Source organism: Acidiphilium sp. C61 (genome assembly GCF_905116885.1).
Classification (GTDB): domain Bacteria; phylum Pseudomonadota; class Alphaproteobacteria; order Acetobacterales; family Acetobacteraceae; genus Acidiphilium.
Window position 1 is genome coordinate 1,102,913 of sequence record NZ_CAJHNI010000005.1, and the last position, 15,232, is coordinate 1,118,144.

Here is a 15,232-nt window from a genome sequence, read left to right on the forward strand (position 1 = left end):
GTCTCCGGTCAGCGTTCGTGGATATAATGTCCGGGGGCGGCGCCGAGCACCGGATATCCGGCCTCCTCGCGGCCGAGCGGCGGCGGCGCGGCTGGCGCGCCGGAATGCACGCCGAGGAAAGCGACCCATTCCGGCCACCACGAACCATCATGCTGCGGCGCCTCGTCCTGCCAGGCCTCCGGCGCGAGATAGGGCTCGCCCGGGAGGCGCTGGAGCAGTACATAATGGCGATGCGGATGGCCCGGCTCGCTGACAATGCCTGCATTGTGCCCGCCGGAGGTCAGCACGAAGGTGATCGGGCCGCGGTTGAGCAGGTGCAGCTTGTAGACCGAGTGCCAGGGCGCAATGTGATCGCGCTCGGTACCGACGACGAAGAACGGGACATCGATATCGCCGATCGCAACCGGCCGGCCGCCGGCCGAAAGCCGCCCCTCGGCGAGATCGTTATGCAGGAAGAGATGGCGCAGATATTCGGCGTGCATGCGATAGGGCATGCGCGTCGCGTCCATGTTCCAGGACATCAGGTCGTTCGTATGTTCCTGCTCGCCGATGAAATAGCGGCGGATCATCCGCGACCAGATCAGGTCGTTCGAGCGCAGCATCTGGAAGGCGCCAGCCATCTGCTTGGTGTCGAGATAGCCCTGCTGCCACATCAGGTCTTCGAGGAAGGCGAGTTGCGCCTCGGTGATGAAGAGCTGGAGTTCGCCGGCCTCGGTGAAATCGGTCTGCGCGGCGAAGAGCGTGACGGAGGCGAGACGGCTGTCATGGTCGCGGGCCATGGCGGCGGCCGCAATCGAGAGCAGCGTGCCACCGAGGCAATAGCCGGTGGCGTGGATCTTCCGCGCACCAGTGATGGCGCTGACGGCATCGAGCGCGGCCATCACGCCATCGGCACGGTAATCATCGAGGGTGAGGTCGCGGTCGCCCTTGTCGGGGTTGTGCCAAGACATCATGAACACCGTATAGCCCTGCCCGACGAGGTAGCGGACCAGCGAGTTCTCCGGCGAAAGATCGAGGATATAGTATTTCATGATCCAGGCCGGGACGATCAGCACCGGCTCGGGCCGGACCTCACCCGTCGTTGGAGAATACTGGATCAGTTCGATCAGCCGGTTGCGGTAGACCACCTTGCCCGGCGTGACCGCGACGTCGCGCCCCGGCGCGAGCGGCAGCCGGTTCTCATGGTTCAGGGCGATCTCGGTATCCTTGAGCAGGTTGCGCAACCCGGCACGGATCGACTCGCCATGACTTTCGCGGGCCGCATGTTCGACTTCCGGATTGAGCATCGGCAGGTTGGCGGGCGCCATCGCGTCCAGCGCCTGGCGGATCATGAAATCGACGATGCGCTCATGGGCGGCATCGACCCCGGCGATGCCGGTTGCCGCATCGTGCCACCAACGTTCGACCCGGAGGAAATATTCCTTGTAGAGCCGGTACGGCATGTCCTGCCACCGGGGATGATCGAAACGATGATCATTGTCGCAAGGCGGGGTGACGGCCTCCTCAAGGCCAAATGCCACACGCCAGACCGCAGCCCAATCCTCCATCGCGCGCCGGGCGAGGTCCATCCGCCGTGTGGGCTGGTTCGCGAGATGCGCCGCCCAGTCGCGCCAGGCCAGCGCGATACCGGCCGGCGCCAGGCCAGCGGTGAACCGGGCCTCGGCCGCGTGCAGCGAACGGTCGAGCGCATCCGTGGTCGACACCGGCTCGTGCGGCGCGATCGAGGCAGGCAGCACGGGTGGCGGCAGGGGCGACGGCCTGATCGCCTCGGCAGGCGGCTTGGGGCTTTTGCCTGTTCGGCTGCGGCGGGTCTCGGTGCTCACGGGTCTGATTGTCCTTGCAAGTCTGTCGGTGATGTCACGCCATGATGTGTTGTCCGCCATCCACCGGCACAACCGTGCCGGTGATTCTGGTGGCGGCCGGACTGGCGAGGAAGGCTGCAAGGGCGCCGACATCCTCGATCGTCACCAGATGACGCTCCGGCGCCAGACGGGCGGCTTCGGCCAGGAGATCATCGAAATGGTCGATCCCGCTTGCCGCCCTTGTGGCGATCGGCCCGGGCGAGAGCGCGTTGACACGAAGGCCGCGCGGGCCGAGTTCGGCGGCGAGATAGCGCACGCTGGATTCCAGCGCCGCCTTCACCGGCCCCATCAGGTCGTAATGCTCGACCACGCGGACCGATCCCTCGTAGGAAACGCAGAGCAGCGCCCCGCCAGCGCGCATCAGCGGCTCGGCAAGCCGGGCACAGCGGATGAAGGAATGGCAGGAAACGTCCATCGCCTGGGCAAATCCGGCGGCGGAGGAGTCGACAAGCCGGGCGCGCAGGTCGGCCTTCGGCGCGAAGGCGATGGAGTGGAGCAGGAAATCGAGCTTGCCCCAGCGGCGGGCAATCGTGTCGAACACGGTTTCGAGCGCACCCTCCTGCTGCACATCGCAGGGCAGCAGCATGTCGCACGGCAGGTCGCGGGTGACGGTCTCGACGAAGGGCTTCGCCCTGTCGTTCAGATAGGTGGCGCAAAGACGCGCGCCGGCGGCGGAAAAGGCACGTGCACAGCCCGTCGCGATCGAATGCTCGTTGGCAATGCCGAGGATAAGCCCGACCTTGCCGGAGAGATCGACGACGGGTGGCGCCATCGGCTCAGGCCGCCGCCCGGCCGCTCTCCCGCCCGGCCGCGCGCCCCATCCGCTCCGCGGCAGGAGCGCCCATGCGGAACACAGCCTCCATCATGCCGAACTGTGCCTGCATGATGGCCTGCATCAGCGCGAATTCAGCCTCGGCCACACGCATCATGCTGCCGGCCATCGTCTCGAACATCACCGGCGAGAGGCTCGACATGAGGAACATTTCGGCTCCCTTGCCCATCCGATGCGCCTCGAAAGTGCTGGTCATCGTACCCTCCGTTTTTTCAGGCGTCTCGTGATGTCATGCAGACTCGCCGCCGTCCTTGATGCAGGTCAAGCCGGGAACGCGATTGTCCCGATATGTTCATCGTGTCGCGGATAAAACCCCGGCACAGCCCCCGGCACTGCCGGGTGAACAGGAGACGGCATGGGATGGCGCGCGGCGCTGCGGCAGGCTGCGCCGGTCGCGGTCGGGGTGGGGCTGGGGCTTGGCCTGGCCGCACGCGCGGCCGGCTTCGATGACCTCGCCGCCGGATTGTGGATCGCGCCGGCACTGCTGGTCGCAGCCGAGGTTGCCGCCGATTTCATCGCCGGGGTGCTTCGCGGGATGCTGGGCGTCGACCTGATCGCGCTCCTCGCCATACTGGGCTCGGTGCTGCTCGGCCAGCACCTCGCCGGCGTGATCATCGCGGGCATGGTGGCCGGCGGCGCAGCGCTCGAGGATTATGCCGGCGCGCGCGCCCGGCGCGAACTTTCCGCACTGGTCAAACGCACGCCAACGACAGCGCACCGCCACACGGATGGCACAATCGAGGACATTCAGGCAGCAGCTGTCGTCATCGGCGACAATCTTCTGGTCAAGCCCGGCGAGATCGTGCCGGTCGATGGCACGCTGCAGAACGCCGCCACGCTCGATGAGTCGGCCCTGACCGGCGAACCGTTGCCGGTTGCGCGGCTGGCCGGCGACGCCGTGCGCAGCGGTGTGCTGAACGCGGGCGGGCCGGTTTCCCTGCTGGCCACGGCAAGCGCCGAAGCGAGCACCTATGCCGCGGTGATCAGGCTGGTTGCCGCAGCCGAACGGGAACGCCCGCCAATGGCCCGCCTGGCGGATCGCTGGGCGGTGGGATTTCTCACTCTCACACTCACGGTCTGCACTGCCGCCTGGCTGGTCAGCGGCGACCCGTTGCGCGCCCTCGCCGTGCTGGTCGTCGCCACCCCATGCCCGTTGATCCTGGCCACGCCGGTCGCGCTGATCTGCGGCATTTCGCGGGCGGCCGGGCGCGGGGTGATCGTCAAGGGCGGCGGCGCGCTGGAACGCCTGGCGCGCGCCGACATCGCCCTGTTCGACAAGACAGGCACGCTGACCGCCGGCACCCCATCGCTCACCGGCGTTGCAGCACTCGACGGTTTTGCGCCGACGGATGTGCTGCGCCTTGCCGCCTCGCTCGAACAGGTCTCCCAGCACGGCGTGGCCGGGGCAATCGTCGCCGCCGGGCGCGCTTCTGGCCGGCTGGCCACACCGGCCGGAGTCACCGAGACGCCCGGCCTCGGCCTTGCCGGCCAGGTCGGCGCGGATTTCGTGATGGTGGGTGGCCCCCGTATGTTCGAGACCGCGGGAATATCACTCCCGCGCGACAATCATGTGGCCGAACAGGCAAATGGCGCGGCGGCAACCGCCTGGGTCGCCATCAACGGCGTGCCGGCTGGCGCGATCATGCTGACCGACGCGATCCGGCCCGACGCGAAGCCGCTGGTCGCATCGCTCCGCCGGCTTGGCTTCCGCCGCATCGTGATGCTGAGCGGCGACCGCGCCGAACCGGCGGCGCGGGTGGGCGCCGAACTCGGGCTCGATGCGGTCCATGCGGGGCTGTCGCCGGCGGACAAGATCGAACGCGCGCGCGCGGAACGGGCGCTCGGCACGACGATGATGATCGGCGACGGGATCAACGACGCTCCGGCCCTGGCGGCGGCGGATGTCGGCATTGCCATGGGCGCCCGCGGCACCGCCGCGGCAGCCGAAGCCGCCGAGGTGGTGCTGATGCTCGACCGGCTGGACCGAATCGCCGAAGCCGTGTCGATCGCGCGTCGTGCCCGGTTCATCGCACTACAATCGATCGTGGCCGGCATGGGACTCTCTCTGCTGGCAATGGCTGCTGCCGCCGCCGGCTATCTCCCGCCGGTTGGCGGGGCCTTGTTGCAGGAGGCCATCGACGTCGCGGTGATCCTCAACGCACTCCGGGCACTCGGATCGGGGCGCTGAAACCGCCCCGAAATCACAGCCTGTCGCCTATGGCTTCAGATAGGCGAACCCATGGGCTTCGAGCTGCACGATACGCTCCGCGCCCGCCGGCACGACCACCGCCTGCGGCACCAGCTTCGGCATGTGACCGAGATGCCGGGCCATCGCCGCCATCGTGTTGTGGCAGACGTCGAACTCCACTCCTTGCGCATCGAGTGCCGCCACCCGCCGCGCGAGAGGCGAGTCAGCCAGCAGCATCTTCAGCCCGGGCCCGAACGCCACCACGACGATCTGCACCTTTTTCGCCCCCAGCGCGGCAAGAAGATTCTGCGCATTATTCAGCGCCATGAGCCAATGGCCCGGCGCGGCCGCGCTGACCTGGATCACCACATGACGGGTCGCCGCGGGGTTCGCGTGCAGAAATGCCGGATGGTCGAAATCGAAGGTCCCGAGCATCGAGGGATTCGCCCGGGCCATACCGCCAGAGACGGCAAGCGCCAGAATCGTGGACAGAATCGTGGCCAGAACCGCCACGGCGCGCCGCGCGATACGCATGACCCGCATCGGCAGATCCTCCTCTGATGTCATCACCTCAGAGCATCATATCGACCGTCATGATGGTGAAGACAACGGAAAATCCGGGATATCTGCCGAACGCGAGGCAGCCCTGGCGCCGCCTTATGGCCGGCCCGGCCCGAAGCCCGTCATCCCCGGGCCATAGCCACCGCCAAATCCACCCATCATGCCCCAGCCGCCGAAGCGATGACGGCCATAGCCAAGCCCATAGCCTGCCTGTGCCAGACCCGGCAGAACCATGCTCGCCTGCCCCTGCTGATATTCGCTCAAATGGGGCAGCAGGGCCTCGGCGGCGGATTTCTCGCTCTCGAACGTCTTTTTCCGCAGATCAAGCATGTCCTGCATGTAGGCAAAGCGCTGGTCTGGCGTGATGCTCATCATGGAGCCCGGCCGCATCACCGACTGCATGCCGGACCAGGCCTGCTGGTGGGCATCCGTCACGGCCTTCACGTAACGATTCCAGGCCGGCTGCTGGGCGGTGGTGATCTTCAGCATCTGCCGCAACGCATCGAGCCGCGCGGCAGAATACTGCCGCCCTGCCCGGCCACTCCAGGCACCTTGCCCTTGCCCGTTTCCGCCCATCATGCCCGGCCCGTAACCGCCGGGGCCTGGCCCCTGCGCCAAAGCCAGGGTGCTTCCCGCGGCCAGCAGGACAGAGGCTGCCGCAAGTTTCCATTTGATCGCCATCGGCATGCTCCTTTCGCCTGCGGGGGCATGCTGCCCCCGCAACGTCAGAAAGCTAGCCGTTGGAGTTTACGGGGTCGTTGACCTCGATCAAGCGGCCGTGAGCGGCCGGTTGGCGCGGGCCAGCACGACATCGAACAGGATCTGCGCACCGGCCTCGGCCTCGGCCTCGGTGATCGACTCCGCCTCGTTGTGCGACAGGCCATCCTTGCAGGGTGTGAAGATCATGGCGCTCGGCACCACGCGGGCGAGGTGCACGGCGTCATGCCCCGCGCCGGAGACCATCTCCCGGGCGGCCAGCCCGCGTTGCCGGCAGGACGCGCGGACAAGATCGACGCAAGTGGGGTCGAACGGCGTCGCCTCGACGCGAAAGACAGGCGTGATCACGATCTCGAGCCCGCGCGCCGTCGCGAGTGCCGTCGCCTGCTCGGGAAACTCCCGTGCGAGACGGACGATCTCGGCATCCGACGGGTTGCGGAACTCGGCGGCAAAGCGCACCTCGCCGGGAACCACATTGGGCGAGTTGGGATGAACGCTCAGCCGCCCGACCGTGCCGCGCCCCTGCTCACCGCAATCGCGCATCAGCCGCTCGACCAGGAGAATGATCTCGGCGGCACCTGTCAGCGCGTCACGCCGGACGGCGGGCGGGGTGGTGCCGGCATGGGAGTCGCGGCCGGTCAGCACGATATCGAACCACACCTGCGCCTGCGCGCCGGTGACAATGCCGATCGCCTCGCCCCCGGCCTCAAGCAGCGGCCCCTGCTCGATATGCAGCTCGAAGAACGCATCCGCCGGACGATGGGTCGCTGGCTCGCCGCCCTCGGCGCCGATCGCGGCCAGCGCCTCGGCAACGGTGATGCCCGATGCATCCCGCAGCGCCCGGATCGTCGCCTCGGGCTGCACGCCGGCCCAGACCGCGCTGCCCATCATCGCACGGCCAAAGCGGCAGCCTTCCTCATCGGTCCAGTTGACCAGCTCGAGCGGCGCCTCGGTGACGATGCCAAGCTCATCGAATGTGCGCATGACCTCGAGCCCGGCGAGCACGCCGAGCGCGCCATCGAACTTGCCGCCGGTGGGCTGGCTGTCGAGATGCGAGCCGAACATCACCGGCGGGCGGGTGGGGTCGCGCCCCTCACGGCGGGCGAACATGTTGCCCATCGTGTCAGTCCCAAGGCTTAACCCGGCGGCGGCGCACCATTCGGCGAAACGGGCGCGGCCAGCGCGGTCCACCTCGGTCAGCGTCACGCGGTTGACCCCGCCTTTCGGGGTCGCGCCGATCTCGGCCATCTCCATCAGCGCGCGCCACAGGCGGGCGCCATTGATGCGGTAATTCGTGTTCTGCGTCATGAAGGCATGATGGCCTCCGACGCCGCCCGCGCGCAAGACCGCACCCCGCGCAGCCGCGCCGACACGGAACATCATGACACACCGGAAGGCGGGGTCATCGACCCGATTGTGGCACGGCCGGCCCTGTGCCGGCCCATCCGTGGCTTAACCGGCCTCAGATGACCGGCGCGAACGCCGCCTGGTCCGGTGGGCCTGCTGCAAACAGGAACCGCGCGCGTTCACTGCCGAGGCCGATCAGCGCCGAGGACACGGTGCCGAACCCACCGCGCGGGCCGACATTGAGCGCGGTATCGTCAGGTGGGGCGCGATCCGCCAACAGCGCCCGCCAGGCGTCCCACGCATCGGCGGCGGGATCGGGGCGGGGAGCTGCCTCGAACACGCCGCGATAGCGGGCGATGCGCGGGCTGTCCGGATCGTTCGGGTCATGCGCGGTGATCATGGTGATGCCGGGGTCGAGCCGCATCGCCTCCGGCGCGCCGCGTTCCAGCCCGCGCAGGACGTATCCGCCGGCCGCATCGGCAACGAGCAGGTTGAAGCTGCGGTAGCGCCCGGCATCGAGCCGGGTGAGACGCGCCGCCGCCGCCGCCGCCGAGCGCTCCTCCAGCGCCAGCAGCGGCAACGCGCCCCGGCTTGCCTTGTCCGGCGCGGGGCCGAGGCTGCCGGTGCGGTTGAGCAGGGCGGCGACTACGCCATGGCGGTTCAGGCCGAGCCAGGTGCCGCCGGCGGTGCGATCGCGCCCGGCGATCACGCCGGGACGGTCCGGCCAGTGCGCGGCCGGAGGGTCCCACGGCCGCGCCAGCATCTCGTCACGATTGGCGCCGATCACGACCGGCCAGGCATCCCCCGGCAGGAACGACAGGATCAGCGAGCACATCGCGCGATATCGGTCAGTGCGAGCCGAACACCCGGTCGAAAATGGCATCGATCCGGGCGAGATGCAGGCGCGGGTCCATCGCCGCGTCGATCGCCTCCGGGCTGATCCGGCCGGCCACGTCCGGGTCTGCCAGCAGATGATCGCGGAAGCGACGGAAATCGGGCTTGCCGAGCGCGGTCCAGGTCGCCATCGCGTTGCGCTGGATGATCCGGTAGGCATCCTCGCGCGAGATCCCGGCGCGGGCGAGCAGCAGCAGCACCTCGCCCGAATGCACCACGCCGCCGAGCGATTCGATGTTTTCGGTCATCCGCTCCGGATAGACGGTCAGCTTCTCGATCATGCCGGCGAGCCGGTGCAGGGCGAAATCGAGCGTGATCGTCGCGTCCGGGCCGATCACCCGCTCGACCGAGGAGTGGCTGATGTCGCGCTCGTGCCAGAGGGCGACATTCTCCATCGCCGGCACCACATAGCCGCGGACGATGCGGGCAAGGCCGGTGAGGTTTTCCGACAGCACCGGGTTGCGCTTGTGCGGCATCGCCGACGAGCCTTTCTGCCCGGGGTGGAAGAATTCCTCGGCCTCGCGCACCTCGCTGCGTTGCAAATGGCGCACCTCGGTGGCCAGCCGCTCGATGCCGGAGGCGATCACGCCGAGGGCTGCGAAGAAGGCGGCGTGGCGGTCGCGCGGGATCACCTGGGTCGAGACCGGCTCGGGCCGCAGGCCGAGCTTCTGCGCCACATGCGCCTCGATCGAGAGATCGAGATGCGCGAAGGTGCCAACCGCGCCGGAAATCGCGCAGGTCGCGATCTCCTCGCGCGCGGCGAGCAGGCGGGCGCGGTTGCGGGCGAATTCGGCGTAGTGGCCGGCGAGCTTGAGGCCGAAACTGGTTGGCTCGGCATGGATGCCGTGGCTGCGGCCGATGGTCGGCGTGAGCTTGTGCTCGATCGCCCGGCGCTTGAGCGCCTCCATCACCGCGTCGACCCCCTCCAGCAGCAGATCGCTCGCCTGGGTGAGCTGCACGGCGAGGCAGGTGTCCAGCACGTCCGACGAGGTCATGCCGAGATGGACGAAGCGCGACTCCGGCCCGATGCCCTCGGCCAGCCAGGTGAGGAAGGCGATCACGTCATGCCGCGTCTCGCGCTCGATCTCGGCAATGCGCTCGACATCGGCCTCGGTCATCGCCGCGATGCGCGCGCCGCCCTTCTCGCGGATGATGCGCGCGGCCTCGGCCGGAACGTCGCCGGTGGCGGCCATCGCCTCGGCGGCCAGCGCCTCGATCTCGAACCAGATCCGGTAGCGGTTCAAGTCCTGCCAGATCGCGACCATCTGCGGGCGGGCGTAACGCGGAACCATCGAAATTCTCCCCATCTTCAAGGCCGGAGGCCGGCGCGGCGCCGTTTTGGGCCGGGGCCGTCCGGTTGACAAGACCGGCCGGCTCCGCGAACCCGATACGATGGAATTGATGCTCGCCGATGCGCTGGTGCTCGCGCAGGTCCTGATGATCGACCTCGTCCTCGCGGGCGACAACGCGATCGTCATCGGCCTCGCCGTGGCGCGGCTGCCCAAGGCGCAGCAGAAACAGGCGATCCTGATCGGCGTCGCGGCCGCCACCGTGATCCGCATCGCCCTCGCGCTGGTTGCCCTCCGGCTGCTGGCGATCATCGGACTGACGCTCGCAGGCGGCATCCTGCTGCTCTACGTGGCATGGAAATCCTGGCGGGAGTTCAACCACCGGCCAGAAGGGGCAACAGCCGCCCCACCGGGCAAGCTGCGCGACGCGGCGCTGCGCATCATCATCGCCGACATCTCGATGAGCCTCGACAATGTGCTGGCGGTCGCCGGGGCGGCGCGCGATCATCCCGCCCTGCTCGCCGCCGGGCTGCTGGTCTCGGTCGCGCTGATGGGCATTGCCGCCAACCTGGTCGCGCGCCTGCTCACGAAACGGCGGTGGCTGGTCTGGGTCGGGCTCGCGATCGTGCTATATGTTGCGCTTGAGATGATCCATGGCGGCATCCTTCAGGTGGCGGCGCGTCTTGGCTGGCACCTGCCGGGCTGGTTCGGATGAGCGAGGCCGCAATCGAGATCGCGGGCGGCGCGGACGGGCCGGTGATCGCCCTGACCGGGTCGCTCACCGCCGCCGCGCTGACCGAGGCCTGGCCGCGCGCCATTGCCGTCGCCCGCGCGGCGCAGGGGGTGATGACACTCGATCTCTCGCGCGCGGCGCGGATCGACACTTCGGGTGCGGCACTGCTGCTCGCGCTCGAACGCGGCCATGCGGGGGAAACCCGGTGGCAGGGGATGACGCCGGCAGCCGAGAGCCTGATCGCCCGGCTGCGCACCGCCCTGCCCGCAACCGACACGCCACCGCCACCGCGCGTCGTGCGCATGCAGGGGCCGCTGCGGACCCTGGGCGTGCGGATCGCCTTTTTCGGCGAAACCATTCTTGCCACGATCGGCCTGCCGGGGCGCCGGCGCTTCCTGCGCGGGGGCAATTTCTTCCGCATCGCCGAGCGTGCCGGCGCACAGGCGCTGCCCCTGGTGATCATGCTCGGCTTTCTCATCGGCATGATCCTCGCTTTCCAGTCGGCGATCCCGATGCGGCAGTTCGGCGCAGACATCTATGTGGCAGCCCTGGTCTCGCTGTCGCTGTTCCGCGAGCTTGGTCCGCTGCTGGCGGCCGTCATTCTCGCCGGGCGCACCGGCTCGGCCTTCGCCGCCGAACTGGGCACGATGATGGTGAACGAGGAAGTCGCGGCGTTGACAACGATGGGGATCGACCCCGGCACCATGCTCGTCATCCCCCGGATGGCGGCGGCGATGCTGGTGATGCCGGCCCTCGCCCTCGGGATCGACGTTTCCGGCGTGCTCGGCATGGGCTTCGTGATGGGCATTCTCGGCTTTCCGCCCTCGGCAATCGTCGCACAGATGCAGATGGCGGCCAGCCCGCACGACGTGCTGCTCGGGCTGATGAAATCGGTCGTCTTCGGTGCCGCGGTCGGGCTGATCGGCTGCCGCGCCGGGCTGACCGCCGGCGGCGGGCCGCGCGCGGTGGGCGAGGCCGCGACCTCGGCGGTGGTGGGTGGCATCGTCGCGACCATCCTGCTCGATGGGCTTTTCGCGGTGGTCCTCTACAGGCTCGGCCAGTGAACGGCGAGCCCCCCGCCATTCGCGTCGAAGGCGTCGCGCAGAGCTTCGATGCGCGGGTGATCTTTCAGGACGTCAGTTTCGAGGTCGCGCGCGGCGAGGTATTCGTCGTGCTCGGGGGCTCGGGCTGCGGCAAATCCACCCTGTTCAAGCAGATGATCGGGCTGATCCGCCCCACCGAAGGGCGGATCAGCGTTGCCGGGCACGACACGGTGACCGAGGTCGAGGCCGTCCGCCGCGAGATCGGCGTGATGTTCCAGTCCGGCGCGCTGTTCGGCTCGATGACGCTGCTGGAGAACGTGATGCTGCCGCTTACCGTCTTCACCGATCTGCCGGCCACCGCACGCGCCGAGATCGCGCGGGTGAAGCTCGCACTGGTCGGCCTCGCGGACGCGGCGAACCTGCTCCCGGCGGAGATTTCCGGCGGCATGGCCAAGCGTGCCGCGATTGCCCGTGCGCTGGCGCTCGACCCGCCGATCCTGTTTCTCGACGAGCCCTCCGCCGGGCTCGATCCCATTACCGGCGCCGGGCTCGACCGGCTGATCCTCGACCTGCGCGCCGCCCTCGGCTGCACCTTCGTCGTGATCACCCATGAACTCGCCTCGATCTTCGCGATCGCCGACCGCTGCCTGATGCTCGACCGCGAGGCACGCGGCATGATCGCGCTCGGTGTGCCGAGGGAACTCAAGACCACGGCCGCGCATCCGCGTGTGCGCGCATTCTTCAACCGCGAGGAGGATCCCGCATGAGCCGGATCACGAGAGAGCGCTGATGGAACCCAGAGGCGCCGCATTGCGCACCGGCCTGTTCGTGATCGGCGCAATCGTCGTGCTGATCGGGCTGGTCTTCCTGCTGTCTGGCAACATGTTCCAGCGCGGAGCGGTCTATGAATCCTATTTCCGGGAGTCGGTCCAGGGGCTCGATGTCGGCTCGGCGGTGAAGTTCCGCGGCGTCACCATCGGCAAGGTGACCGCCATAGCGCTTGTCGCCGCCGAGTATCCGCCGCCTGACAAGAAAAACCTCAATCGCAAGGTCTATCATCAGGTCGTGGTCCAGTACCGGATCGACCCGCGCAAGCTCGGCCGCGATGCCGACATCCGCGAGGCGATCAGCCACGGGCTGCGCGTGCAGGTGGCACCGCAAGGGATCACCGGCCTTGCCTATCTCGAACTCAGCTTTGCCAATCCGCAGACCAATCCGCCGCAATCGGTGCCGTGGGCGCCGCATCACCTCGTCATCCCCTCGGTGCCGAGCACACTGACCGAGGTTCAGGATGCGGTTCAGGGCCTGCTCAACAACATGCGCAACGTCAAGCTGGGCCGTACGATCGACACGCTCACCTCGATGATCGACACGGTGAACCGGGAACTGAGCACCGGCAGCGCTCATGACGCGCTCGTCAATGTCAACGGCCTGCTGGTCGAGTTGCAGCAGCAGGTCAAGCAGGCCGACCTGCCGGCGACGACAAGCTCGATGCGCACCCTGGCCGACGGCACGCAGACCCGCGAAATCCTGCAGCAGCTCGAAGCCACAAGTGCTGCTCTCGCGAAGGCAAGTGCGGCGATGCCCGCGCTGGTCGCCCAGTCGGCCGCGACCATCCGCCACGCCAACGAGGCGACGGCGACAGTCGAACGGCAGATGCTGCCGATCCTGCAATCGCTGAAGCAGGCATCGGCGAATCTCGAAGACCTGTCCGATACGCTGAAACGCAATCCCGCCGCCGTGCTGCGCGGCCGGGAACCTCCGAGAGGGACGCCATGACCCCGATCTCCCGCCGCCTCGCTTTCGCAGCCCCGCTGGCGCTTGCCGGCTGCGGCACGGTGCTGTCGGAACAACCCTACCGCCCGCGCATCGACTGGCCGCTCGCGCCGCCGCCGGATCTCCGCGCGGCATCCCGCCCTTCACGCAGTGTGGTGAAGGTGCATGGCCTCGATGCCGGCCCGGCGCTGACCGATCGCGGGCTGATCACGCTCGAAGCCAATGGCAGCATCCATCGCGGCTACTACAACCGCTGGGCCACGGCACCGGCGGATGCGGTGACCGCCGCGCTGATCGCCTGGCTGCAGGCCTCGGGCGATTTCGCCGCGGTGGTCGGGGATGGCTCGTCGGTGACGGCGGATCTGACCGTGGGCGGCACGCTCGATACGCTGCTGGCAGCACCCGCACGGGGCGAGGCGCGCGCGGCGCTGACCCTTGTCGTGGCAAAGCCGGTCGGCATCGGCGACAGGCCGCTGGCGCAGCGACGCTTGTCCGGCTCGGCACCGCTCGCCGGCACGACGCCGGAAGACCTGGTTGCCGCGCAGCGCAACGCCCTCGCCGGCGTGCTGCGTCAGGCGGTTATCCTGGTCGCGCGGTTTCGAGCCTACAGAATGGGATGATGCTCCCGAGCCGGTTATCCGTTCAGCCCTCTTCCGGCGTGTTCGGATCGAGCGTCGCGACCACGGGCGTGGTGCGCGTCAGGATCTGGTAGGGCTGCTGCTGCTCGTTCGGAACCGGCTCACGCACCCGCTGCCGCCAGACCCCGAAGCCGACCGCGGCCAGCGCCGCGAGCGCGAGAAAGATGAACAATCCGCCCGGGCCTGTCCGTGTCATCGCAATGGCTGCGATCACCGGCCCGATCGCAGCGCCGATCGAGTAGACCAGTACAAGGCCGCCGCTTGCCCCGACACGCTGCTCGGGATCAAGAAAGTCGTTGGTATGGGCGACGCAAAGCGGATAGAGGGTGAACACCAGCCCGCCGAACAGCAATCCCAGCGCATCCACCACTCCGGGTGGCCAGAGCGGAGCGCCGAGTATCATGCTCACGATTCCGGCCCCGGCGAAGGTTCCGATGATGACCTTGCGGCGATCGAACCGGTCTGAGAGGCGACCTATGGGAACCTGCAGCACGACGCCCCCCATGATCACCACGCTCATGAACAGCGCGGTCTGCGACCGGGCCATGCCGAGTCCGTGGGCGTAGATCGCGCCGAGTGCGTAGAAGCCGCCCAGCATCACCCCGGTCATCGCCGCCCCGAAGATCCCGAGCGGCGAAATCCGGTAGAGCCGGAGGAAGGAAAGCGGCGTCGAGACGCCCAGCACGGGACCGGGAAGCCGGGTCAGCGCGATCGGGATCACGGCCAGCGACAGCAGGATCGAGGCGGCGATGAAGGGCAACGCCGGGGCGCGGTTGCCGAGGTCGAGCAGGAATTGCCCGGCCCCCTGCCCGGCATAGAGAGCAACCATGTAAAAGGCGAGAATGGCACCGCGGGTCTGCGGCGTGGCCCGTTCGTTCAGCCAGCTTTCGATGCAGATGAACACGCCGGCCAGAGATACGCCCTCGACGAAGCGCAGCACCGCCCAGAAGCTGAAATCCTGCCAGATCGTGCATGCCAGCGTGCTCGCCGAGAACAGCGAGACGAACGCGGTGAAGGCGCGGATATGACCGACCCGCTCGATGATCCGCCCCGCGCGCAGCGCGCCGAGGGTGAGCCCGGCGAAATAGGCGGTGCCGATCAGGCCGATCAGCAACTGGCTCGTCCCGTTCGCCTCGAGCCGCAAGCTCATCAGCGTCGAGAGAAAGCCGCTGCCGGCCATCAGCATGAAGATCGAGAGCAGCAGGCTGCGGACGGAAATCAGTGAAGCAACCATCAGACCTTACCTTCCTGCACCACCTTCCTGCCCCGCGACAACGCAGACACGCGACGGCAAGAGATGGTCCGTCCCGAAAGTTGAGCCATCGCCTAGGCGTGGTTCTTGGCCTGGTCAA

Annotated in this window: 15 protein-coding genes; 6 read left to right on the forward strand and 9 right to left on the reverse strand. The window is 68.3% G+C overall.

The features are described 5' to 3' along the window. Positions 1-8: 8 nt before the first annotated feature. Genes HUW10_RS07975 through HUW10_RS07985 form a run of 3 tightly spaced genes read right to left on the reverse strand, consistent with a single transcriptional unit; the run spans position 9 to position 2,890 of the window. The gene (locus HUW10_RS07975; protein WP_174503008.1) at positions 9-1,823 is read right to left on the reverse strand and encodes an alpha/beta hydrolase; all 1,815 of its coding nucleotides are present in this window, start codon (positions 1,821-1,823) and stop codon (positions 9-11) included. Positions 1,824-1,857: 34 nt separating this feature from the next. Continuing rightward, the gene (gene fabI, locus HUW10_RS07980) at positions 1,858-2,634 is read right to left on the reverse strand and encodes an enoyl-ACP reductase FabI (RefSeq protein ID WP_174503009.1); all 777 of its coding nucleotides are present in this window, start codon (positions 2,632-2,634) and stop codon (positions 1,858-1,860) included. A 4-nt stretch (positions 2,635-2,638) separates the two neighbouring features. After that, positions 2,639-2,890 carry a hypothetical protein gene (locus tag HUW10_RS07985; protein WP_174503010.1) on the reverse strand — a complete coding sequence of 84 codons (252 nt, stop codon included), beginning with the start codon at positions 2,888-2,890 and terminating at the stop codon, positions 2,639-2,641. Positions 2,891-3,049: 159 nt separating this feature from the next. Between HUW10_RS07985 and HUW10_RS07990 the strand changes: the two genes are divergently transcribed. After that, the gene (locus tag HUW10_RS07990) at positions 3,050-4,882 is read left to right on the forward strand and encodes a heavy metal translocating P-type ATPase (protein ID WP_174503011.1); all 1,833 of its coding nucleotides are present in this window, start codon (positions 3,050-3,052) and stop codon (positions 4,880-4,882) included. Positions 4,883-4,909: 27 nt separating this feature from the next. On the opposite strand, the gene HUW10_RS07995 is transcribed toward HUW10_RS07990, so the two are convergent. The 5 genes from HUW10_RS07995 to purB form a co-directional block, all read right to left on the reverse strand. Continuing rightward, on the reverse strand, positions 4,910-5,425 hold the full coding sequence (locus HUW10_RS07995) for a DsrE family protein (RefSeq protein WP_236656291.1): 516 nt from the start codon (positions 5,423-5,425) through the stop codon (positions 4,910-4,912). Between the two features lie 114 nt (positions 5,426-5,539). Next, positions 5,540-6,124: a Spy/CpxP family protein refolding chaperone gene (locus HUW10_RS08000; protein WP_174503013.1), complete on the reverse strand. Its 585-nt coding sequence runs from the start codon at positions 6,122-6,124 to the stop codon at positions 5,540-5,542. An 87-nt stretch (positions 6,125-6,211) separates the two neighbouring features. Continuing rightward, a complete protein-coding gene (locus tag HUW10_RS08005; RefSeq protein WP_174504798.1) occupies positions 6,212-7,540 on the reverse strand; it encodes a Zn-dependent hydrolase in 1,329 nt (442 codons plus the stop codon). An 82-nt stretch (positions 7,541-7,622) separates the two neighbouring features. Then, the gene (locus tag HUW10_RS08010; protein ID WP_174503014.1) at positions 7,623-8,342 is read right to left on the reverse strand and encodes an NRDE family protein; all 720 of its coding nucleotides are present in this window, start codon (positions 8,340-8,342) and stop codon (positions 7,623-7,625) included. Positions 8,343-8,355: 13 nt separating this feature from the next. After that, positions 8,356-9,693, reverse strand: a complete 1,338-nt coding sequence (gene purB, locus HUW10_RS08015) for an adenylosuccinate lyase (protein ID WP_174503015.1) — start codon at positions 9,691-9,693, stop codon at positions 8,356-8,358. A gap of 100 nt (positions 9,694-9,793) precedes the next feature. On the opposite strand from purB, the gene HUW10_RS08020 reads away from it, so the two are divergent. Genes HUW10_RS08020 through HUW10_RS08040 form a run of 5 tightly spaced genes read left to right on the forward strand, consistent with a single transcriptional unit; the run spans position 9,794 to position 13,862 of the window. Continuing rightward, entirely contained in the window at positions 9,794-10,405 is a 612-nt protein-coding gene (locus HUW10_RS08020) for a YjbE family putative metal transport protein (protein WP_174503016.1), read from the forward strand. Then, positions 10,402-11,487 carry an ABC transporter permease gene (locus HUW10_RS08025; protein ID WP_174503017.1) on the forward strand — a complete coding sequence of 362 codons (1,086 nt, stop codon included), beginning with the start codon at positions 10,402-10,404 and terminating at the stop codon, positions 11,485-11,487. Before HUW10_RS08020 ends, HUW10_RS08025 begins: the two co-directional genes overlap by 4 nt. Then, on the forward strand, positions 11,484-12,233 hold the full coding sequence (locus HUW10_RS08030) for an ABC transporter ATP-binding protein (RefSeq protein WP_174503018.1): 750 nt from the start codon (positions 11,484-11,486) through the stop codon (positions 12,231-12,233). The genes HUW10_RS08025 and HUW10_RS08030 overlap by 4 nt, the downstream gene beginning before the upstream one ends. Positions 12,234-12,255: 22 nt before the next feature. Beyond that, complete coding sequence (locus HUW10_RS08035) at positions 12,256-13,245, forward strand: MlaD family protein (RefSeq protein WP_174503019.1); 990 nt, start codon at positions 12,256-12,258, stop codon at positions 13,243-13,245. Further along, positions 13,242-13,862: an ABC-type transport auxiliary lipoprotein family protein gene (locus tag HUW10_RS08040; RefSeq protein WP_174503020.1), complete on the forward strand. Its 621-nt coding sequence runs from the start codon at positions 13,242-13,244 to the stop codon at positions 13,860-13,862. Before HUW10_RS08035 ends, HUW10_RS08040 begins: the two co-directional genes overlap by 4 nt. Before the next feature lie 22 nt (positions 13,863-13,884). Here the strand turns inward: HUW10_RS08040 and HUW10_RS08045 are convergent, their stop codons facing one another. Further along, positions 13,885-15,114, reverse strand: coding sequence for an MFS transporter (locus tag HUW10_RS08045; protein ID WP_174503021.1), 1,230 nt, complete (start codon positions 15,112-15,114; stop codon positions 13,885-13,887). Between the last annotated feature and the right edge of the window lie 118 nt (positions 15,115-15,232).

Excerpts from the sequence above, each read along its gene's own strand:
- fabI (WP_174503009.1), bottom strand. The coding sequence starts at position 2,634 with ATGGCGCCACCCGTCGTCGATCTCTCCGGCAAGGTCGGGCTTATCCTC.
- HUW10_RS07985 (WP_174503010.1), bottom strand. The coding sequence starts at position 2,890 with ATGACCAGCACTTTCGAGGCGCATCGGATGGGCAAGGGAGCCGAAATG.
- HUW10_RS07990 (WP_174503011.1), top strand. The coding sequence starts at position 3,050 with ATGGGATGGCGCGCGGCGCTGCGGCAGGCTGCGCCGGTCGCGGTCGGG.
- HUW10_RS07995 (WP_236656291.1), bottom strand. The coding sequence starts at position 5,425 with ATGCGGGTCATGCGTATCGCGCGGCGCGCCGTGGCGGTTCTGGCCACG.
- HUW10_RS08000 (WP_174503013.1), bottom strand. The coding sequence starts at position 6,124 with ATGGCGATCAAATGGAAACTTGCGGCAGCCTCTGTCCTGCTGGCCGCG.
- HUW10_RS08005 (WP_174504798.1), bottom strand. The coding sequence starts at position 7,540 with ATGTTCCGTGTCGGCGCGGCTGCGCGGGGTGCGGTCTTGCGCGCGGGC.
- HUW10_RS08010 (WP_174503014.1), bottom strand. The coding sequence starts at position 8,342 with ATGTGCTCGCTGATCCTGTCGTTCCTGCCGGGGGATGCCTGGCCGGTC.
- purB (WP_174503015.1), bottom strand. The coding sequence starts at position 9,693 with ATGGTTCCGCGTTACGCCCGCCCGCAGATGGTCGCGATCTGGCAGGAC.
- HUW10_RS08020 (WP_174503016.1), top strand. The coding sequence starts at position 9,794 with ATGGAATTGATGCTCGCCGATGCGCTGGTGCTCGCGCAGGTCCTGATG.
- HUW10_RS08025 (WP_174503017.1), top strand. The coding sequence starts at position 10,402 with ATGAGCGAGGCCGCAATCGAGATCGCGGGCGGCGCGGACGGGCCGGTG.
- HUW10_RS08035 (WP_174503019.1), top strand. The coding sequence starts at position 12,256 with ATGGAACCCAGAGGCGCCGCATTGCGCACCGGCCTGTTCGTGATCGGC.
- HUW10_RS08040 (WP_174503020.1), top strand. The coding sequence starts at position 13,242 with ATGACCCCGATCTCCCGCCGCCTCGCTTTCGCAGCCCCGCTGGCGCTT.
- HUW10_RS08045 (WP_174503021.1), bottom strand. The coding sequence starts at position 15,114 with ATGGTTGCTTCACTGATTTCCGTCCGCAGCCTGCTGCTCTCGATCTTC.